Source organism: Pseudomonas oryzihabitans, assembly GCF_024652905.1.
Taxonomy (GTDB): Bacteria; Pseudomonadota; Gammaproteobacteria; order Pseudomonadales; family Pseudomonadaceae; genus Chryseomonas; species Chryseomonas benzopyrenica.
In genome coordinates this window covers 2,557,255-2,576,818 of the sequence record NZ_CP102428.1, presented here as the reverse complement: position 1 = coordinate 2,576,818, position 19,564 = coordinate 2,557,255, and the positions used below count along the sequence as shown (strand labels likewise).

Genomic DNA, 19,564 nt, shown 5'->3' with positions numbered 1-19,564 from the left:
CTAGGAAGGCGCCGCGTAACGCAAGGCTGGTCGCAGCTCGCCGAGCAATTCCCGGCCCAGCTCGGCGAGGCCGTGCGCCCAGGCGTCCTGGACGCTGGCCAACCCCTGGCCCAAGGCCAGTGCCTGCTCCAGGTCAGGACTTTCCGGCAGTACGCCGAGGAGGCGGTCGCCCCAGGAGTGCGCCACGATGGCAGCGATGTCCTGGCTCAGGGGACGTGCGGGATCGACCCGATTGAGCAGGTGCAGCGGATGGACCTGGCCAGTGCAGTGCTGCCACTGGCGTTCGAGGCGCGGCAGACTGGCATAGCCGGTCGCATCCGCGGTCGTCACCCCGAGGACCCGGGTGGCCAGGGCCAGCGCCTGGCGAGTCAAGGGCGTCGAGCCCGTGGGGCAATCGAGGATCACCAGGGTGTCGGCCGGGACGTCGAGTGCCTGCAGGCGCCGCGTCAGCCACTGGGTGTCGGTGGCCAGCGCCCGTTCCAAAGCCTGCAGATCCAGGTCGTCGGGGGCGCCGAAGGGCACCAGGCGCAGGCGATCGTCCACCGCCAGGCAGGCGGAGAGCGGGGCCCTGATCGAGCCGGTGGTGGACGAGGCTTCCTGCAGCAACAGCGAAGACAGCACGTTCTGACTGTCCAGCTCCACCAGCAGCACCGCCTGGCTGCTGCGGCTCAGTGCCTGGGCCAGGCCTGCGGCGATGACCGTCTTGCCGGTCCCGCCCCGGGCCGAGGTCAGTGCCAGCACCGGACCGGCCAGTGCCGGTCGCGAGCGACTCAGCGCCTCATCCAGCGCAGCGACCGCCTGGCTGGCCTGGCGGCTGCTGTGCAGCTGCGCCAGCTCCCGCGACAGCGGCGGCAACTCGCCTGGCTCGACCTGAACGGCAGGCTCGGCAAGCGCGCTGACCGCTTCGACCGATGCGCGTGGGGACGGCAGCGGCGCAGCCGTTGAGACCGCCTCATGCAACTCCGCTTCGGGCGCCTCGAATTCCTGGTAGCGCTGGGGATCACCGCCGAAGGAGCGGAACAGATTGGCAATATCCAGCGAACGGACCATGGCTGATTCCGGGAGGTTGAGGGGCTGGGCAGATGCTTGACGTCAGATTAATGGCTAAAAGCCACCAGGCGTCATTTTTGCGAATACTGTCACGCGGGATTCGTGACGCACCAATTGAAAATGCGTATGCGGGCATTGCAGCGGAGCGAACGGATAGTTGCGCTATTCGCCCCTGTCTTGCGGCAATGGTTGGATGACCTCGACGCCTGGTCAACGCCATGTCTGGTGCGGTTCGGACGAAAGGCGCGGCCTGGGGATGGGGCGGTCGAAGCGACGACGAATGTGGGGATGAGCGGTCGTTTCGGCGGCGAAGGGAGGATGCCGCAGGGTAAGAAAAAGGCCCGCGGGTGCGGGCCTTTGTGCTTATTCCTCGTTGCGCGAACGGTAGGGCTGCGGCCGCGAGAGTTGCGGTCGACCTTCCTGCTCCTCGAAGAAGTAGCGCAGATAGAGGTTGCCGTTGACGTCGCGCTCGTCCTGGGCATTGTCCATGCCCAGACGACCGCCCAGGGCGAATTGTCCGCTGAGGCGGTATTCGCCGTTGGCCGAGAGGCTGTAGGCCACGCCGGTCTTGCTCTTGCTGCCGTATTGGCCTTCACCGGCGGCTTCCGCGGCCGCCTGCAGGGCGGCGTCGTCGGGATAGCGATCCGCAGCGTCCTGGCGAATGGTCTGCACGCCCAGCATGCCCTGCACCTGATAGGCCCAGAGATCGCCGCGCTGCGCCCACACCAGGGGTACGCCGATGGCGAAGTAGCGCTGTGGACTGAAGTAGCCGCCATGGCCGTAGGTCAGGTGATTCTGGTTGTTGTCGTAGCCGATCGCGGTGGCCGAAAGGCCCACGGTGAACAGGCTGTCCGGGCCATTGCGCAGATAGTAGTAGACGCCGGTGCCGATCTCGAAGCGGTCGTTGTTCTTGACGTCATGGCCGGTCAGGCGATGGGCCGCGCCGTAGATGTAGGAACCGTAGCGCCCGTCGTCGTATCTCAGTCGCGCCAAGCCGCCATTGGCGGTGACGCCGCCCCACTCCTGGCCGGTGCGCGGATCGCGGATGCCGCCGTAGGAGGTCAGGGAGTCGGTCACCGAACGCCGCGACACGCTCAGGGCATAGAGCAGGTTCTCGCTGAGGCTGCTCAGCGGGCGTTCCAGGGTCGCGCCGCCGACCACGGTGCTGTATCTCAGGCCCACCGGCGAGACGCCGATATCGCCCTTGAGGCCGCGCCCGGCGTCTTCCACGGCGATGGATGCCGCCACGCCGTTTTCCTTCTGGCTGCCCTCGCTGCTGCTGTCGTTGATTCGCGTCGGGGTGACACGCACGGCCAGGCGCTGGTCGCCGGCGGGGAAGGAGATCTCCAGCGGCGCGCTGACGGTGGTCTGACGCGAACTGCCGCTGGGATCGTAGCTGCGTACGCTCAGACCCTGGGTGATGCGGATGCTGCGCTCGCGCTGCAACTGGCCGAGTATCTGCTCGGTGGCCAGGCTGCTCGACAGGCTGCTGGTGGGCACCACGGACAGGTCGTTGAAGGGGTTGTTGGCAGCCTTCTGCGCCTGCAGCGGATCGCTCCAGGCGTAGTCGGCGCCGCCGGCGTTGCCACCCGCGGCGGCCGGAACGGCGGCCAGGGCGTCATCGCTGCGGGTCTGCCCGGGCAGGGTGGCGAAGGGATTGTCGCTGGCACCGGCGGCGCGGGCCGCGGATTCGCGATCCTTGCGCTCCACCTGCACCACCTGCTCCAGCAGGCCGGTCGCGGTACCGGCCATGCCGATGTCGCGATAGAGCAGGGCGGCGCGGCGCAGCACCTGGGGATCGCTCTGGCCGAGCTTGACCGCCTGATCCAGATACTGGCGGGCGGTGACGCTGTCCTGGGACTTGGCGGCGATCTCGGCGGCGCCCAGGTAGAGTTCGGCGTCCTTGGGCTGGTCGCTGAGCACGTCGCGATAGAGCTGGCGGGCCTTCTGGGTGTCGCCACTGGCCAGGTACATGCGCGCCAGGGCGGCCTGGGCGGCCTTGTCGTCGGGACGGGCCTTGAGCGCCGGGGCCAGGGTGTCGTAGGCGGCGGCCAGCTTGCCCTGATCGGTGAGGCGATCGGCCTGGCGGATGCGATAGCGGGCGAGGAGGTCGTCGTACTGTTGCTTCTCGCCACTGTCGAGTACCACGCCCTGCAGGTCGCGCAGGACGTTGCCCACGGTCTGGTCCTGGTTCAGCTGTAGCTGAATGCTGGCGTAGTGCAGCTGCATGGCGGGCGCCGGGCGGGTATCGCCGGAGATCATCGGCTTGAGCAGGGCCAGACCGTGTTCGGGATCGCCAGCGGTGGCGAAGGCCTCGGCCAGATCGCCGATCAGATCCGGATTGCGCCCGGCGCGGGCTTCCAGGCGCTGCATCAGGCTGCGCGCTTCCTCGCGGCGACCCTGCTTGGCCAGGGCCACGGTCTCGGCCAGTTGTTCGTTGAAGGTGATGCGCGCGGCCAGGGCGTTCATATCCGGCGAACGCTGCGCCTGGGGAATGCGCATCAGGGTCTGCATGGCGCGCGGGTATTCACCCAGCTCGTTGGACAGCAGGGCGCTGGCATAGAGCACCTCGGGGCGCTGGGCGCCATCCTTGACCAGGCTGTCCACCAGATCGCGGGCGGCGCGCGGCCGGCCCTGACGGACCTCCAGGCGGGCCTGGGCCAGGCGCAGCCAGGGATCTTCCGGGGCTTCCTTGCGGGCCTGTTCCAGCAGGCGCGAGGCGCCCTGCAGATCGCCCCGCGCCTCGGCGGCTTCGGCCTCCTGCATGGCCTGGCCGGCGCGCAGGCGATCCAGGCCCTTGACCTGATTCTTGGCGCTGGGCTGCAGATTCTTGGTGAGTTGCAGGGCTTCTTCGGTGCGGCCCAGCTCGTTGAGCGCGGCGATGCGCCCATAGTAGGCGTCGACGTTGGCCGGCTCGCGCATCAGCACCTGGCGGTAGGTGGCCTCGGCCAGTTCCCATTGGCGCTTCTGGCTCTGGATGCCGGCGAGGAACAGCTGCGCCTCGACCGCTTCGGGCTTCAGCCGGATGGCTTCGACGCTGAGATCCCGCGCCTGGTCCAGCTCGCGCTTGTTCTCGGCCGCATGGGCGCGTTCCAGCAGGTGGTGGTAGCGCGCCTCGTCCAGCGCCGGCTGCCAGGTCTTACCGCCTTTCTGCACGGCCTGGGTCAGCAACTGCTCGGCATCGGTCCAGCGCTGCTGCGCCAGCCGGGCACTGCCCAGCTTGCCCAGGGCATCCGGATCCTGGGGCGTCTTCTTCAGCTGGGCTTCCAGCGCCTGGACGGCGGCCGCGGTCGGCGCGGCGTCGGCAGTGGCGGCCCAGGTCGCGTCGGCATGGATCAGCAGGGCGAGCAGACCAAGGGACAAGGTGAGGTGCTTGGGCATGGTTCTTTCCATGAAGGCTGGTAGGCGTCGCTGCAGCACCTGGCGCAGAGCTGGAACGATTTCGGCTATTAGGGAATAGCTGAACGCAAGCTGAACGGCAAATACAGCCGCGGATGATTCCCGACAGGCCGTGGCGAGTCAACCAAATCGCGCAGGCGAATGCCATGGCCAAGCCCCTCGGCGCTGGCCGCGCAGGGCCCGGCGACGCTATACTCTGCGGCTTTCCCACCGTCTTTCGCAGGCCGCCGACCATGACCGAGTCCGTCTCCGCCTACATGACCCGTCTTGGCCAGGCTGCCCGTGCCGCGTCGCGGGTCGCCGCCCGGGCGAGCACCGCCCAGAAGAACCGCGCCTTGCTCGCGGCAGCCGCCGCGCTGGACGCTCGCCGTGCCGAGCTGACTGCTGCCAATGAGCAGGACCTGGCCGCCGCGCGCGACAATGGTCTGGAACCGGCCATGCTGGATCGCCTGGCGCTGACGCCCCAGCGCATCGACGATATGATCGAAGGTCTGCGTCAGGTGGCGACCCTGCCCGATCCCATCGGCGAAATCCGCGACATGAGATACGTGCCCTCGGGAATCCAACTGGGCAAGATGCGCGTGCCGCTGGGCGTCATCGGCATCATCTACGAGTCGCGCCCCAATGTGACCATCGATGCCGCCAGCCTCTGCCTCAAGTCCGGCAACGCCACCATCCTGCGTGGCGGCTCCGAGGCCATTCATTCCAACCAGGCCATCGCCGCCTGCATCCAGGCGGGCCTGGCTGAAGCCGAGTTGCCGGCCGAACTGGTGCAGGTGGTGGAGACCACCGACCGCGCCGCCGTGGGTGCGCTGATCACCATGCCCGAATACGTGGACGTCATCGTGCCGCGTGGTGGCAAGAGCCTGATTGAACGCATCAGCCGCGATGCCCGGGTACCGGTGATCAAGCACCTGGACGGCATCTGCCACGTCTATATCGACCGCGCCGCCGATCTGGACAAGGCGATCCGCATCGCCGACAACGCCAAGACCCAGCGCTATGCACCCTGCAATACCATGGAGACGCTGCTGGTTCATGCGGCCATCGCCGAGCGGGTGTTGCCGCCCCTGGCCGCCCTCTATCGCGACAAGCAGGTGGAGCTGCGCGGCTGCGAGCGGACCCGAGCGCTGCTCGGCACCGACGTCCTGCTGGCCAGCGAAGAGGACTGGCGCACCGAGTACAACGCCCCGATCCTGTCCATCCGCGTGGTGGATGGCCTCGACGCAGCCATCGAGCACATCAATGCCTATGGCTCGCAGCACACCGATGCCATCGTCACCGAGAACTTCAGCGATGCCCGGCGCTTCCTTACCGAGGTCGATTCGGCGTCGGTGATGGTCAATGCCTCCACGCGTTTCGCCGACGGCTTCGAATACGGCCTGGGCGCCGAGATCGGCATCTCCACCGACAAGCTGCACGCCCGCGGACCGGTGGGCCTGGAAGGGCTGACCAGCGAGAAATACGTGGTCTTCGGCGACGGTCACGTCCGCAGCTGATGAGCAGCCTGCCCACCCGCATCGGCTTGTTCGGCGGTACCTTCGATCCCGTGCACATCGGCCACCTGCGCGCGGCGCTGGAGGTGGCCGAAGCCCTGGCGCTGGACGAGCTACGGCTGATTCCCAGCGCCCGGCCGCCCCATCGCGAGGCGCCCAGCGTCTCCGCCGAGGATCGCCTGGCGATGGTGCGCCTGGCGGTGGCCGACGTCGCGACCCTGGTGGTCGATGACCGGGAACTGCGCCGGACGCGCCACTCCTATACCATAGAGACCCTGGAAAGCCTGCGCGCCGAACTCGGCGATGAGGTGCAGCTGTTGCTCATGCTGGGCTGGGATGCCTTTTGCGGCCTGCCTGGCTGGCACCGCTGGCGCGAGTTGCTGGAGCTGTGCCACATCCTGGTCCTGCAACGACCCGACGCCGACAGCGAGCCCTGCCAGGAATTGCGTGATTTCCTGGCGGCGCGCAGTCAGCCCGATCCCCAGGCCCTGAAGGGGCCGGGCGGGCAGATCACCTTTATCTGGCAGAACCCGCTCGCGGTGTCCGCCACCCAGATCCGCGGCCTCTTGGCTACCGGGAAGTCCATCCGCTTCCTGGTGCCCGATGCCGTGCTTGACTATATCCGGACGCACGGCCTCTATCCGGCGTCCTCCGAACCGAGGTAAGAGCTACACCATGCAAAGCGAACAACTCGTCCAGGTGGCCATCGCCGCCCTGGAAGACATGAAGGCCCAGGACATCATCTCCCTGGACGTGCGGGAAAAGACCAGCGTGACCGACATCATGGTCATCGCCAGCGGCACCTCCAGCCGCCACGTCAAGTCGCTGGCCGACAACGTGCTGGAAAAGGTCAAGCAGCAGGGCGTGCGTCCGCTGGGCAGCGAAGGCCTGGAAGGCGGCGAATGGGCGCTGCTGGACCTGGGCGACGTGGTCGTCCACGTGATGCTGCCGACCACCCGCGAGTTCTATGACCTCGAGCGCCTCTGGCGCGGTGCCGAGCAGAGCCGCGCCGCCCAAGGCGAATAAGTCCGGTGCGCCTGCGTCTCATCGCCGTCGGCTCGCGCATGCCGCGCTGGGTCGAGGAGGGCTGGCACGAGTACGTCAAGCGTCTACCGCCGGAACTGCCGCTGGAACTCGTCGAGATCCCACTGCAGACCCGCGGCAAGAACGCCGACGTCGCCCGGCTGATCCGCCAGGAGGGTGAGGCCATGCTGGCCAAGGTGCAGCCGGGCGAGCGCGTGGTGACCCTGGAGGTCACCGGCAAGCCCTGGAGCACCGAGCAACTGGCTGAAACACTCCAGCAGTGGCGCCTGGAGGCCCGGACCGTCAACCTCATGGTCGGCGGCCCCGAGGGCCTCGCGCCCGAGGTGCAGGCCCGCAGTGAACAGCGCTGGTCGCTCTCGCCGCTGACCCTGCCGCATCCGCTGGTGCGCATCCTCGTCGGTGAGCAGCTCTATCGCGCCTGGACCGTATTGGCCGGCCATCCGTATCACAAGTAGTCCGTACCTGCGATGTCGCAACCCATACGCCTCAAGGACCACGAGAAAGACGCCCAGCTCGTCCGCGCCCGCGTGACGATCGGGGCGGTCATCTTTCTCGCGCTCGCCTGCGTACTGGTGGCGCGCATGTACTACCTGCAGGTCATCCAGCACGACTACCATTCGACCCTGTCGGAAAACAACCGGGTCCATGTCCAGCCGATCCCGCCCACCCGGGGCCTGATCTACGACCGCAACGGCATCATCGTCGCCGACAACCGTCCCAGCTTCAGCCTGACCATCACCCGCGAGCGGGCCGACAACTGGCGACAGACCCTCGATACTCTGGTGCAGGTCCTGGGCCTGACCGAGGAAGACCGCGAGCTGTTCGAGAAGCGCATGAAACAGGGCCGCCGTCCCTTCGAGCCGGTGCCGGTACTGTTCGAGCTGACCGAGGAGCAGATCGCCAAGATCGCCGTCAACCAGTTCCGCCTGCCCGGGGTCGAGGTGACGGCGCAACTGGTGCGTCACTATCCCATGGGCGAGCATTTCGCCCATTCGGTGGGTTATGTCGGGCGGATCAACGAACAGGAGCTCAAGCGCCTGGATCCGGTCAACTACAGCGGCACCCACCACATCGGCAAGACCGGCGTGGAGCGCTTCTACGAGCCCGAGCTACACGGCGAAGTGGGCTACGAAGAGGTGGAGACCAACGCCCGCGGCCGGGTGCTGCGGGTGCTCAATCGCACCGACCCCAAGCCGGGCAAGGACATCGTCCTGACCATCGATTCGCGCCTGCAGGCCGCCGCCGAAGCCGCCCTGGGTGGGCGCCGTGGCGCCATCGTCGCCATCCAGCCCAGGACCGGCGAGGTATTGGCCATGGTCAGCCAACCGAGCTACGACCCCAATCCCTTCGTCACCGGGATCAGCTTCAAGGAATATTCCGAGCTACGCGACTCCATTGATCGCCCGCTCTACAACCGGGTGCTGCGCGGGCTCTATCCGCCGGGCTCGACCATCAAGCCGGCGGTGGCCATCGCCGGTCTCGACAGCGGCGCCACCACGCCCCAGGCGCGGGTCTTCGATCCGGGCTACTACGAGTTGCCCAACTACGATCACAAGTACCGTAACTGGAACCACGGCGGCGACGGCTACGTGGATCTGGACATGGCGCTGATGAGATCCAACGACACCTATTTCTACGATCTTGCGCACAAGATCGGCATCGATCGGCTTTCCGAGTACATGGGCAAGTTCGGCCTCGGGCAAAAGGTCGCCCTGGACATGTTCGAAGAGGCACCGGGCCTGATGCCCTCGCGCCAGTGGAAGCGTGCCACCCGCCGTCAGGCCTGGTTCCCCGGCGAAACGCTGATCCTCGGTATCGGTCAGGGCTACATGCAGACCACGCCGCTGCAGCTGGCCCAGGTCACCACCCTGATCGCCAACCATGGCAAGTGGATCCGCCCACACCTGGCCAAGAGCCTCGACGGCCAGCCGCCGGTGGACAGCAATCCCATGCCCGACATCGAGCTCAAGGATCCCAGCTATTGGGATCGCGCCATCCACGGCATGGAAATGGTGGTGCAGAATGCCCGCGGTACCGCGCACAAGATCAACGTCGGTGCCCAGTACCGCATCGCCGGCAAGAGCGGTACCGCCCAGGTGGTCGCCATTCGCCAGAACGAAAAGTACAACTCGGCGGCGCTCAAGGAGCGGCATCGCGACCACGCCCTGTTCGTCGCCTTCGCCCCGGCCGACAATCCGCAGATCGCCGTGGCGGTGATGGTCGAGAACGGCGAGTCGGGCAGCGGCGTGGCCGCCCCGGTGGTGCGTCAGGTGCTCGACGCCTGGCTGCTCGATGACCAGGGCCATCTCAAGGCCGAGTACGCCAAGCCGACCACCGCCGGAGCCACCGCCGCCGCGACCAAGGTGCAGCCATGAGTCTCGCTCCCAACTTCGATCGCACCATTCCCGAAGGGGACGTGATGAAGCGGCGCGCCACCCTGCTGCAGCGCCTGCACATCGACGGGCCGCTGCTGATCCTGCTGCTGATGCTGGGGGCGACCGGGCTGTTCGTCCTCTATTCCGCGGGCGGGCGCAATCTCGACCTGCTGTTCAAGCAGGCCAGCTCCTTTGGCCTCGGCCTGGTGGCCATGGCCGTCGTCGCCCAGCTCGAACCGCGCTTCATGGCGCGCTGGGTACCCCTGGGCTATGTGGTCGGCGTGGCCTTGCTGGTGGTGGTGGACGTCATGGGCCACAACGCCATGGGCGCGACCCGCTGGATCAACATTCCCGGGGTCATCCGCTTCCAGCCGTCGGAATTCATGAAGCTCTTGATGCCCATGATGATGGCCTGGTACCTGTCCAAGCGCAGTCTGCCGCCGAACTTCAAGCACAGCCTGATCAGCCTGTCGCTGGTGGTGGTGCCCTTCGTGCTGATCCTCGATCAGCCCGACCTCGGTACCGCCATGCTGGTGCTGGCCTCGGGTGGCTTCGTGCTGTTCGTCGGCGGCCTGCAGTGGCGCTGGCTGATCGGCGCGGTGAGCGCCGCGGTGCCCTTGGCGGTGGCCATGTGGTTCTTCGTGCTGCACGACTACCAGAAACGCCGCGTGCTGACCTTCCTCGATCCGGAAATGGATCCGCTGGGCGCCGGCTGGAACATCATCCAGTCCAAGGCCGCCATCGGCTCGGGCGGGGTGTTCGGCAAGGGCTGGCTGCTGGGTACCCAGTCTCATCTGGATTTTTTGCCGGAAAGTCACACGGACTTTATCATTGCCGTACTCGGCGAAGAGTTCGGCATGGTCGGTGTCTGCCTGCTGCTGGTGCTCTATCTGCTGCTCATCGGTCGCGGCCTGACCATCACCGTGCAGGCCCAGACGTTGTTCGGCAAATTGCTCGCCGGCGGCGTGACCATGACCTTCTTCGTCTATGTCTTCGTCAACATCGGCATGGTCAGCGGCCTCCTGCCCGTGGTGGGTGTCCCGCTGCCATTCATCAGTTATGGCGGCACCTCGGTGGTCACCTTGCTCACCGGGTTCGGAGTTTTGATGTCGATCCACACGCACCGCAAGTGGATCGCCCAGGTTTAACACGCAACAAAGAAGGGTTAGATGCCGACAATGGGATGGATGCGTCGCTGCTTGCAGAGCCTCGGGCTCGCCACGGCGATGGGCGTGACGACCGGTGTCGTCGCGGGTGACTACGACACGGCACCGCTGACGCGCGACTTCATCGCCGAGATGAGTCAGAGCTATGGCTTCGCCCCGGAACAGTTGCAGGCGCTGTTCGGCGAAGTCGAGCGCAAGCAGGCCATCCTCGACGCCATCTCGCGACCGGCCGAGCGGGTCAAGCCCTGGAGCGAATACCGCCCCATCTTCATCACCGATCGGCGCATCGCCCAGGGTGTCGACTTCTGGAAGACCCACGAAGAGGCGCTGGCCCGCGCCGAGCGCGAATACGACGTGCCGGCCCAGTTCATCGTCGCCATCATCGGCGTGGAAACCTTCTACGGTCGCAATACCGGCAACTACCGGGTGCTGGATGCGCTCTCGACCCTGGCCTTCGACTATCCGCCGCGCGCGCCCTTCTTCCGCAGCCAGCTGCGTGAATTCCTGCTGCTCGCCCGCGAGCAGCAGGTCGATCCGCTCAGCCTGACCGGTTCCTATGCCGGGGCCATGGGCCTGCCGCAATTCATGCCGGGCAGCTTCCGCGCCTATGCGGTGGACTTCGATGGCGACGGCCACATCAACATCTGGTCCGATCCCACCGACGCCATCGGCAGCGTGGCCAACTACTTCAAGCGCCACGGCTGGTCCGGCCGCGGGCCGACCGCCATTCGCGCCCAGGTCAGCGGCGAGCGGGTGGAGGAGGGCGTGGTGGCCGGGATCGAGCCGGTCAAGAGCGTCGCCGAGCTGCGTGCCCTGGGCTGGAACGCTCAAGACCCTGCCCTGCGTGACGATTTGCGTGTAACCTCGTTCCGCCTCGACGGAGACAAGGGACCGGAGTACTGGATGGGCCTGCCCAATTTCTACGCCATTACCCGATACAACCGCAGCGTCATGTACGCCATGGCGGTGACCGATCTGGCGAACGCCATCGCCGAGCGCCATGCCGCCGAGGGCGTCAAGCCGTGATGCGTCTGACTGCCCTGGCGCGCCTGGCCGGCTGCCTGGGTCTCGGCCTGTTGCTGGTGAGCTGTTCCAGCCAGGCGCCCAAGCCGACCAGCAAGGGTGTGGCCGGGCCGGGTGGCTACCTGCGTCCGCACCGTGACGGTGCGCCCTGGTGGGACGTGGACGTCAGCCGCATTCCCGACGCCGTGCCCATGCCCTACAACGGGCCGCTGAAGAACAATCCCTACACCGTGCTGGGCAAGACCTATTTCCCGCTGACCGACTCGCGCAACTACCGCGTGACCGGCACCGCCTCCTGGTACGGCACCAAGTTCCACGGCCAGGCCACCGCCAACGGCGAGACCTACGACCTCTACGGCATGACCGCGGCGCACAAGACCCTGCCGCTGCCCAGCTACGTGCGGGTCACCAATCTGGACAACGGCCGCAGCGTCATCCTGCGCGTCAACGACCGCGGACCTTTCTATTCCGATCGGGTCATCGACCTGTCCTTCGCCGCCGCCAAGAAGCTCGGCTATGCCGAGATCGGCACCGCCCGGGTCAGCGTCGAAGGCATCGATCCGCAGCAGTACTGGGCCCAGCGCGGTCAGGCGGTGCCCATGGTGCTGGCCCAGCCGCGCCAGGCGCCGGTGGCCCAGAAGACCACCGAGACCCAGACCTTCGGCGCCATCGAGACCTATACGCCACCGGTCAACCAGCACGCCGAGCCGGTGACGCCCGCGGCCGTCGACGCAAAAAAAAACGTTTCTGCCCCAGCCGCTGGGCTCTATCTGCAGGTGGCGGCCTTCGCCAATCCGGACGCTGCGGAATTGCTCAAGGACAAGCTCAGCGACCTGACCGGTGCCCCGGTGTTCATCAGTTCGACGGTGCGCAACCAGCAGACCTTGCATCGGGTCCGCCTCGGACCGGTCCAGCCGGCTGAGGTCCCCCAGCTCCAGAACAGCGTACGCGTGGCCCGCTTGGGTCAGGCGTCTCTCGTGCAACCGGATTGAAGCAGGGATGCTTCATGACGCCCAGTCGCCGGCCCCGGCCGTCGTGATCCCCCTCGCGGGGATCGACGTGGACCGTGCGGTCTGGGTCCGCTGCTCCTGCCATACCCCAACCTTTCAGAGATTCGGATGACAATCGCAAAACTCGCTCGACGCCTGCTCCTCCTAGTAACGATCGCCTGTGTCCCGGCCGTCTGGGCGGCCGAGACCATGGTCCCAGCGGCGCCCCAGCTGGCCGCCAAGGCCTGGATTCTCATGGACGCCAACAGCGGCGCCGTGCTCACCGAATCCAACTCCGACCAGCGCCTGCCGCCGGCCAGCCTGACCAAGCTGATGACCGCCTACATCGCCACCCTGGAAATTAACCGGGGTCGCATCAAGGAATCGGACATGGTCACCGTCAGCGAGCACGCCTGGCGTACCGGCGGTTCACGGATGTTCATCAAGGTTGGCACCCAGGTGTCGGTCGGTGACCTGCTGCACGGCATCATCATCCAGTCCGGCAACGACGCCAGCGTCGCCCTGGCCGAGCACATCGCCGGCAGCGAAGACGCCTTCGCCGACATGATGAACACCACCGCGCAGAAGCTGGGCATGCAGAACACCCACTTCATGGACGCCACCGGCCTGCCGGATCCGAACCACTATTCCTCGGCCCATGACATGGCCATCCTGGCGCGCGCCATCATCAACGCCGATGCCCAGCACTACGCCATCTACTCCCAGAAGGAATTCTTCTGGAACAACATCAAGCAGCCCAACCGCAACCTGCTGCTGTGGCGCGACAAGACCGTCGACGGCCTGAAGACCGGCCACACCGACGAAGCCGGCTACTGCCTGGTGGCCTCGGCCGTTCGCGATGGCATGCGCCTGGTCGCCGTGGTGTTCGGCACCAACAGCGAACAGGCCCGTGCCGCCGAGACCCAGAAGCTGCTGACCTACGGCTTCCGCTTCTTCGAGACCCAGTCCTTCTACAAGAAGGGCACCGAGCTGGCCAAGGCGCCGGTCTGGAAAGGCGACGCTCGTGAGGTCCAGGCCGGTCTGGCCAACGACCTGACCATGACCCTGCCGCGTGGCCAGGCCAAGAAGCTGCATGCCGAGATGGTGCTTAATCCGCAGCTGACCGCTCCCATCGCCCAGGGCCAGGTGATCGGCAAGGTCGAGGTGAAGCTGGATGACAAGGTGGTGCACACCGCCGACCTGGTCGCCTTGCAGCCGGTCGAGGAGGGTGGCCTCTTCCGTCGCCTGTGGGATAGCATTCGCCTGTTCTTCTACGGATTGTTCAACTGATCCGTTGTCCTGGAAAGGCCCGCGCTCGCGGGCCTTTCACCCCCTGCCGACAGTGGTCGGCCTGGAAGTCCGCATGACCGAAGACGTTCAACCCCCCAAGATCGAATTTCCCTGCCCGCGCTATCCCATCAAGGTGATCGGCGATGCCGGTGCCGATTTCGCCGAGCTGGTGCTCGACATCGTCCAGCGCCATGCGCCGGATCTGGATCGCGGCACCCTGGTGAGCCGTGACAGCCGCAACGGCCGCTTCCTCTCGGTGCAGGTGCTCATCACCGCCACCGGCGTGGACCAGTTGCAGGCCATCCACCAGGATCTGCGCGCCACCGGCCGCGTGCACATGGTGATCTGATGAACGCTCCCGCCCCGGCCAGCCTGGGCGTGCGCCGCTGGGGCCTGCGGCCCTACGCGGCGACCCTGGACGCCATGCGTCGCTTCACCGACGAGCGCGGCCCGGCCACCCCCGACGAACTCTGGCTGCTGCAGCACCCTGCGGTCTTCACCCAGGGGCAGGCCGGCAAGCCCGAGCACCTGCTCGCCGTGGGCGACATTCCGGTGGTGCAGGTCGATCGCGGCGGCCAGGTCACGTACCATGGACCCGGTCAGCTCATCGCCTATGTGCTGCTGGATGTTCGCCGCAAGCGCCTGGGCGTGCGAGAATTGGTCAGCGCCATGGAAGACAGCCTGATCGCGCTGCTCGCCGATTGGGGTGTGCAGGCCGCGGCCCGGGCCGATGCGCCGGGTGTCTATGTGGATGGCGCCAAGATCGCCTCCCTGGGGCTGCGCATCCGCAATGGGCGTTCCTTCCATGGACTGGCGCTCAACGTTGACATGGATCTGGCGCCCTTCCGCCGGATCAACCCCTGCGGTTATGCCGGCCTGGCCATGACCCAGCTCCGCGATCTGGTGACCGGGCCACTAGCTTTCGACGAGGTCCGCGAGTCTCTGGTGCGTCACCTGAGTCTGCGCCTGGGCTACCCCGAACCGATCACCCTGGAATCGGATTGACATGACCACTACAGTACAAGACAGCGTCCAGACCCTTACCCCGCCCGCCCGCCCCAACAAGGTGGAAGCCGGCGTCAAGCTGCGCGGTGCCGAAAAGGTCGCACGCATCCCGGTAAAGATCATTCCCACCGAGGAGCTGCCGCGCAAGCCGGACTGGATCCGCGTACGCATCCCGGTCACCCCCGAGGTCGAGCGCATCAAGCAGCTGCTGCGCAAGCACAAGCTGCACAGCGTCTGCGAAGAGGCCTCCTGCCCCAACCTGGGCGAGTGCTTCTCCGGCGGCACCGCCACCTTCATGATCATGGGTGACATCTGCACCCGGCGCTGCCCCTTCTGCGACGTCGGCCACGGCCGGCCGAAGCCGCTGGACGTGGACGAGCCGAAGAACCTGGCTGTGGCCATCGCTGACCTGGGCCTCAAGTACGTGGTGATCACCTCGGTGGACCGCGACGACCTGCGCGACGGCGGTGCCCAGCACTTCGTCGACTGCCTGCGCGAGATCCGCAAGCTGACCCCCGGCATTCAGCTGGAGACCCTGGTGCCCGACTACCGCGGCCGCATGGACGTTGCCCTGGCGATCACCGAGCAGGAGCCGCCGGATGTCTTCAACCACAACCTGGAGACCGTGCCGCGCCTGTACAAGGCCGCGCGTCCGGGTTCGGACTTCGAGTGGTCGCTGGACCTGCTGCAGAACTTCAAGAAGCGCGTGCCCCACGTGCCGACCAAGTCCGGCCTGATGCTGGGGCTGGGCGAGACCGACGAGGAAGTCATCGAGGTCATGCAGCGCATGCGCGAGCACGAGATCGACATGCTGACCCTCGGCCAGTACCTGCAGCCCTCGCGCAACCACCTGCCGGTGCAGCGCTTCGTCCACCCGGATACCTTCGCCTGGTATGCCGAGGAGGGCGCCAAGATGGGCTTCAAGAATGTCGCGTCCGGTCCGCTGGTGCGCTCGTCCTACCACGCCGACCAGCAGGCCCACGGCACCAAGATCAACTGATCCTGGCGTCGTCATGGAAAAGGGCAGCCCAGTGGCTGCCCTTTTTCTATTGCGGAGATGAACACCTCACCGCTTCTAGCCCCCTCTCCCTTTGGGAGAGGGTCGGGGTGAGGGCGCGCGTTATCAGCCGCGCAGCACACCATCCACCAGTGCCTTAGCTTCTTCCTGGATACGGCCCAGGTGGGCTTCGCCCTCGAAGCTTTCCGCGTAGATCTTGTAGACGTCCTCGGTACCCGAAGGACGGGCGGCGAACCAGCCGTTCTCGGTGACTACCTTGAGGCCACCGATGGCGGCGCCGTTGCCGGGCGCCTCGGTAAGGATGGCGGTGATCGGCTGGCCGGCCAGCTCCTTGGCGGTGACCTGGGCGGCGGACAGCTTGCCGAGACGAGCCTTCTGCTCGCGGTCGGCGGCGGCGTCGATGCGCTGGTAGACCGGGGCGCCGAAGCGTTCGGTCAGCGCCTGGTAGCGCTCGCCCGGGTCCTTGCCGGTCACGGCGGTGATCTCCGCGGCCAGCAGGCCGAGGATGAGGCCGTCCTTGTCGGTGGACCAGGCGCCGCCGGCCTTGCGCAGGAAGGACGCGCCGGCGGACTCCTCGCCACCGAAGCCCAGGCTGCCGTCCAGCAGGCCATCGACGAACCACTTGAAGCCCACCGGCACTTCCACCACCTGGCGGCCAATGCCCTGAGCCACGCGGTCGATCATCGAGGAAGACACCAGGGTCTTGCCGATGCCGGCCTGCTGGCTCCACTGCGGACGATGGGTGAAGAGGTATTCGATGGCCACCGCCAGGTAGTGGTTGGGATTGAGCAGGCCCACCGAGCGGGCGACGATGCCGTGGCGGTCGTGATCGGTGTCGCAGGCGAAGGAGACGTCGAATCTGTCCTTGTTCTCGATCAGGCCGGCCATGGCGTGGGGCGAGCTGCAGTCCATGCGGATCTTGCCGTCCCAGTCCAGGCGCATGAAGCGGAAGGTCTGATCGACACGGGTCGACAGCACTTCCAGCGGCAGGCCATAGCGCTCGGCGATGCGCGGCCAGTAGTGCACCCCGGCGCCGCCGAGGGGGTCGACGCCAAAGGTCAGGCCGGAGCCACGGATGGCGTCCAGGTCGATGACCTGGCCCAGCCCGCTGACATAGCGGTCGAGGAAGTCGAATCTCTGGGTAGTGGCAGCCTTGAGCGCCTGGCGGTAATCCATGCGCTGGACACCTTCCAGACCGTTCGCCAGCAGGGCATTGGCACGGTCCTGAATCCATTTGGTGACGTTGGTATCGGCCGGGCCGCCATTGGTGGGGTTGTACTTGAAACCGCCATCGGCCGGCGGGTTGTGCGACGGGGTGATGACGATGCCATCGGCCAGGCCCGAGCTGCGGCCGGCGTTGTATTCGAGGATGGCGTTGGATAGCGCCGGGGTGGGGGTGTAACCCGGTTCGCCGTTGGTCTCGGCGCAGCCGGCGTCGATACGGACGTCCACGCCGTTGGCGGCCAGGACTTCCAGGGCGGAGATGAAGGCCGGCTCGGACAGCGCATGGGTGTCCATGCCCATGAACAGCGGACCGTCGACGCCCTGAGCCTGGCGGTATTCGCAAATGGCTTGGGTGATGGCGAGGATGTGCCACTCGTTGAAGCTGCCCTTGAGCGAGGAACCACGGTGCCCGGAGGTGCCGAAGGCCACCTGCTGACCCGGATCGCTGGGGTCGGGGCGATCGCTGTAGTAGCGTGCCACCAGGCGCGGCAGATGGGTCAGGGTGTTCTCGTCTGGGAGGCGTCCTGCATTGGGAGCGAGCGTCATGAAAGCGTCCTGTATACGTCGGAAAAGGGCAACGGTCGGGCACGGGGCCGGGTCTGAAGGCTAACCGCTGTGCGGCGACCGTTCAGCTACGCCCATAGACCGTGACGCCCGCCGAAGGTGCAGCCTACACCGGCTGGGCCAGGCTGCACTGTGATGACGGGCTCAGCCAAGATAGCCCAGGCGCAGCAGATAATGCAGGACGGCGTAGGCACCCAACAGCAGCAACCCCCCAAAGAACAGCCGGCGGAACAACTGCTCGTCGAGTCCCTGACGCACGCGCTGGCCCACCCACATGCCCAGGAGGGCCGGCAGCAGCAGCAGGCTGGAGGCGCCCAGGCGTTCTATGGCCAGCGCGTCCTGCCACCAGAGGCCGATCAGCAGCGCCAGGGAGGCCACGGTGAAGGTCAGGCCCAAGGCCTCGATCAGCCGTTCCTTGTCCAGGGCCAGGCTTTGCAGGTAGGGCACCGCCGGCAGCACGAAGACCCCGGTCATGCCGGTGATCAGACCGGTGACGAAGCCCACCAGGGGCGCGATCTTGCCCTCGTGGCGGCCCGGCACGGGCAGCCGCCAGCCGGTCCAGCCGATCAGGCCATAGGCGACCAGCACCGCACCGAGCGCGGCGGCGAGTCCGGCGCTATCGCTCCCGGTCAGCAGCGGGATGCTGAGCAGGGTGCCCGGCACCAGTGCCAGTTGCAGCGGCAACAGGCGTTTGACGCTCTGCCAGGGCGCGGGGCCGGCGCAGAATTGCCATATATTGGTGAGCAGGGACGGGATCAACAGCAGGGCAGCGGCTTCGGCCGGGGTCATCAGCAGCGCCAGCAGACTCATGGCGACGGTGGGCAGGCCCAGGCCGAGCACACCCTTGGTCAGTCCCGCCAGCACGAAGATCAGGGTACAGAGCAGCAGGGTCATGGTCGTCTCCTCGGGTGGAGGCGTTACCATGGGCTCCAGGACCCTGGGTGAGAAGCCGGGATTGGCGAAGGCTGCCTAAGGTCCATACAGAGGCTTTGAGGCGATGCGCTACGACCTGCTCGATCTGCGGCTGTTCCTCCATGTCGTGGAAGCGCGCAGCATCACCCTGGGCGCCGAGCGGAGCCACCTGGCGTTGCCCTCGGCCAGTGCCCGCATCAAGGCCCTGGAAGACAGCCTGGGCACGCCGCTCCTGGTTCGTCATGCGCGTGGCGTGCGTCCCACACCGGCCGGCCTGACCCTGGAGCGCCATGCCCGGGCGATCCTGCTGCGGTTGGACGAGATGGCCCAGGATCTTGCCGGCGCGGTGGCCAACAGCCGCACGCGGGTGCGACTGTTGGCGAATGGCGCCGCGCTGATGGAGCACCTCGATGAGCCCCTGGCGGTTTTCCTCCAGGCGCAGCCCAGGGTGGATGTGGAGGTCGAGGAATTGCCGAGTTCGCGCATCGTACCGGCGCTCCGCGAAGGCCGTGCCGACCTGGGCATCTTCGTCGCGGCGCCGGAGGTGGAAGGGCTGCACGTCCGGCCCTTCCGGGCGGATCCCCTGGTGCTGGTCGCAGCACCGGGACGCGTACCGCTGGCCGCGGGTGAGGCGATCGAGTTCGCGCGGTTGCTCGAACAGCCCTTCGTCGGTCTGTCGCGTGGCAATGCCTTGCAGCTGCATGTGGAAACCCAGGCGGCGCAGTGGGGGCGGGAGCTGGCGATCCGTATCCGGGTGCCGAGTCCGGCCCAGGCCTGTGCCCTGGTCGCCCGGGGCCTGGGCGTGGCCATCCTGCCCGCGGCGAGTCTGGTCCAGGCGGAAAAACGATGGGTATTGGCCAGCCATCCGCTGAGCGATGCCTGGGCGCGTCGGGAGCTGGTGGTGGGCTGTCGGGATTTCGCCGAACTGTCGCCAGCGGCAACGGCCCTGCTGGCGGTGCTGGTGGGAGAGGCGCGCTACGCCTGACGCTCGACGACCCGCCCCTGCCTG

At 66.9% G+C, this 19,564-nt stretch carries 17 protein-coding genes; 13 read left to right on the top strand and 4 right to left on the bottom strand.

Annotated elements, in window-relative coordinates:
• Window positions 1–1,050: a cellulose synthase operon protein YhjQ/BcsQ gene (locus NRG74_RS11960; protein WP_257704021.1), complete on the bottom strand. Its 1,050-nt coding sequence runs from the start codon at window positions 1,048–1,050 to the stop codon at window positions 1–3.
• Window positions 1,051–1,413: 363 nt separating this feature from the next.
• On the bottom strand, window positions 1,414–4,431 hold the full coding sequence (locus NRG74_RS11955; protein ID WP_257704020.1) for a cellulose biosynthesis protein BcsC: 3,018 nt from the start codon (window positions 4,429–4,431) through the stop codon (window positions 1,414–1,416).
• Between the two features lie 251 nt (window positions 4,432–4,682).
• On the opposite strand from NRG74_RS11955, the gene NRG74_RS11950 reads away from it, so the two are divergent.
• From NRG74_RS11950 to lipA, 12 genes are all read left to right on the top strand, one after another.
• Entirely contained in the window at window positions 4,683–5,948 is a 1,266-nt protein-coding gene (locus NRG74_RS11950) for a glutamate-5-semialdehyde dehydrogenase (protein WP_257704018.1), read from the top strand.
• On the top strand, window positions 5,948–6,610 hold the full coding sequence (nadD, locus tag NRG74_RS11945; RefSeq protein ID WP_017642517.1) for a nicotinate-nucleotide adenylyltransferase: 663 nt from the start codon (window positions 5,948–5,950) through the stop codon (window positions 6,608–6,610). The genes NRG74_RS11950 and nadD overlap by 1 nt, the downstream gene beginning before the upstream one ends.
• A 10-nt stretch (window positions 6,611–6,620) precedes the next feature.
• Window positions 6,621–6,971, top strand: a complete 351-nt coding sequence (gene rsfS / locus NRG74_RS11940) for a ribosome silencing factor (protein ID WP_017642516.1) — start codon at window positions 6,621–6,623, stop codon at window positions 6,969–6,971.
• Between the two features lie 5 nt (window positions 6,972–6,976).
• Window positions 6,977–7,444, top strand: a complete 468-nt coding sequence (rlmH, locus tag NRG74_RS11935) for a 23S rRNA (pseudouridine(1915)-N(3))-methyltransferase RlmH (RefSeq protein WP_007159668.1) — start codon at window positions 6,977–6,979, stop codon at window positions 7,442–7,444.
• Window positions 7,445–7,456: 12 nt separating this feature from the next.
• The gene (mrdA, locus tag NRG74_RS11930) at window positions 7,457–9,364 is read left to right on the top strand and encodes a penicillin-binding protein 2 (RefSeq protein ID WP_257704009.1); all 1,908 of its coding nucleotides are present in this window, start codon (window positions 7,457–7,459) and stop codon (window positions 9,362–9,364) included.
• Window positions 9,365–9,408: 44 nt separating this feature from the next.
• Window positions 9,409–10,512 carry a rod shape-determining protein RodA gene (gene rodA / locus NRG74_RS11925; RefSeq protein WP_085984320.1) on the top strand — a complete coding sequence of 368 codons (1,104 nt, stop codon included), beginning with the start codon at window positions 9,409–9,411 and terminating at the stop codon, window positions 10,510–10,512.
• Window positions 10,513–10,551: 39 nt separating this feature from the next.
• The gene (mltB, locus tag NRG74_RS11920; protein WP_093250577.1) at window positions 10,552–11,556 is read left to right on the top strand and encodes a lytic murein transglycosylase B; all 1,005 of its coding nucleotides are present in this window, start codon (window positions 10,552–10,554) and stop codon (window positions 11,554–11,556) included.
• The gene (locus NRG74_RS11915; protein WP_064307939.1) at window positions 11,556–12,545 is read left to right on the top strand and encodes a septal ring lytic transglycosylase RlpA family protein; all 990 of its coding nucleotides are present in this window, start codon (window positions 11,556–11,558) and stop codon (window positions 12,543–12,545) included. Before mltB ends, NRG74_RS11915 begins: the two co-directional genes overlap by 1 nt.
• A gap of 126 nt (window positions 12,546–12,671) precedes the next feature.
• Window positions 12,672–13,832 (top strand): D-alanyl-D-alanine carboxypeptidase family protein, encoded by a 1,161-nt coding sequence (locus NRG74_RS11910; protein WP_026084012.1) that lies wholly within the window; start codon window positions 12,672–12,674, stop codon window positions 13,830–13,832.
• A 73-nt stretch (window positions 13,833–13,905) separates the two neighbouring features.
• Window positions 13,906–14,181 carry a DUF493 domain-containing protein gene (locus tag NRG74_RS11905; protein ID WP_017642511.1) on the top strand — a complete coding sequence of 92 codons (276 nt, stop codon included), beginning with the start codon at window positions 13,906–13,908 and terminating at the stop codon, window positions 14,179–14,181.
• Window positions 14,181–14,837 (top strand): lipoyl(octanoyl) transferase LipB, encoded by a 657-nt coding sequence (gene lipB, locus NRG74_RS11900; protein ID WP_257704007.1) that lies wholly within the window; start codon window positions 14,181–14,183, stop codon window positions 14,835–14,837. The genes NRG74_RS11905 and lipB overlap by 1 nt, the downstream gene beginning before the upstream one ends.
• A 1-nt stretch (window position 14,838) precedes the next feature.
• Window positions 14,839–15,837, top strand: a complete 999-nt coding sequence (gene lipA, locus NRG74_RS11895) for a lipoyl synthase (RefSeq protein ID WP_017642509.1) — start codon at window positions 14,839–14,841, stop codon at window positions 15,835–15,837.
• Window positions 15,838–15,960: 123 nt separating this feature from the next.
• On the opposite strand, the gene pgm is transcribed toward lipA, so the two are convergent.
• Entirely contained in the window at window positions 15,961–17,625 is a 1,665-nt protein-coding gene (gene pgm / locus NRG74_RS11890) for a phosphoglucomutase (alpha-D-glucose-1,6-bisphosphate-dependent) (RefSeq protein ID WP_257704004.1), read from the bottom strand.
• 162 nt (window positions 17,626–17,787) lie between these two features.
• A complete protein-coding gene (locus NRG74_RS11885) occupies window positions 17,788–18,537 on the bottom strand; it encodes a sulfite exporter TauE/SafE family protein (RefSeq protein ID WP_093250562.1) in 750 nt (249 codons plus the stop codon).
• A 103-nt stretch (window positions 18,538–18,640) separates the two neighbouring features.
• Between NRG74_RS11885 and NRG74_RS11880 the strand changes: the two genes are divergently transcribed.
• Complete coding sequence (locus NRG74_RS11880; RefSeq protein WP_257704001.1) at window positions 18,641–19,540, top strand: LysR family transcriptional regulator; 900 nt, start codon at window positions 18,641–18,643, stop codon at window positions 19,538–19,540.
• Window positions 19,541–19,564: the final 24 nt, after the last annotated feature.

Bases quoted from the DNA above. Each gene is read 5' to 3' on its own strand.
- NRG74_RS11915 (WP_064307939.1), top strand. From the start codon at position 11,556: ATGCGTCTGACTGCCCTGGCGCGCCTGGCCGGCTGCCTGGGTCTCGGC.
- mrdA (WP_257704009.1), top strand. From the start codon at position 7,457: ATGTCGCAACCCATACGCCTCAAGGACCACGAGAAAGACGCCCAGCTC.
- NRG74_RS11910 (WP_026084012.1), top strand. From the start codon at position 12,672: ATGACAATCGCAAAACTCGCTCGACGCCTGCTCCTCCTAGTAACGATC.
- NRG74_RS11955 (WP_257704020.1), bottom strand. From the start codon at position 4,431: ATGCCCAAGCACCTCACCTTGTCCCTTGGTCTGCTCGCCCTGCTGATC.
- NRG74_RS11885 (WP_093250562.1), bottom strand. From the start codon at position 18,537: ATGACCCTGCTGCTCTGTACCCTGATCTTCGTGCTGGCGGGACTGACC.
- lipB (WP_257704007.1), top strand. From the start codon at position 14,181: ATGAACGCTCCCGCCCCGGCCAGCCTGGGCGTGCGCCGCTGGGGCCTG.
- lipA (WP_017642509.1), top strand. From the start codon at position 14,839: ATGACCACTACAGTACAAGACAGCGTCCAGACCCTTACCCCGCCCGCC.
- NRG74_RS11905 (WP_017642511.1), top strand. From the start codon at position 13,906: ATGACCGAAGACGTTCAACCCCCCAAGATCGAATTTCCCTGCCCGCGC.
- pgm (WP_257704004.1), bottom strand. From the start codon at position 17,625: ATGACGCTCGCTCCCAATGCAGGACGCCTCCCAGACGAGAACACCCTG.
- NRG74_RS11950 (WP_257704018.1), top strand. From the start codon at position 4,683: ATGACCGAGTCCGTCTCCGCCTACATGACCCGTCTTGGCCAGGCTGCC.
- NRG74_RS11880 (WP_257704001.1), top strand. From the start codon at position 18,641: ATGCGCTACGACCTGCTCGATCTGCGGCTGTTCCTCCATGTCGTGGAA.
- rsfS (WP_017642516.1), top strand. From the start codon at position 6,621: ATGCAAAGCGAACAACTCGTCCAGGTGGCCATCGCCGCCCTGGAAGAC.
- mltB (WP_093250577.1), top strand. From the start codon at position 10,552: ATGCGTCGCTGCTTGCAGAGCCTCGGGCTCGCCACGGCGATGGGCGTG.
- NRG74_RS11960 (WP_257704021.1), bottom strand. From the start codon at position 1,050: ATGGTCCGTTCGCTGGATATTGCCAATCTGTTCCGCTCCTTCGGCGGT.
- nadD (WP_017642517.1), top strand. From the start codon at position 5,948: ATGAGCAGCCTGCCCACCCGCATCGGCTTGTTCGGCGGTACCTTCGAT.
- rodA (WP_085984320.1), top strand. From the start codon at position 9,409: ATGAAGCGGCGCGCCACCCTGCTGCAGCGCCTGCACATCGACGGGCCG.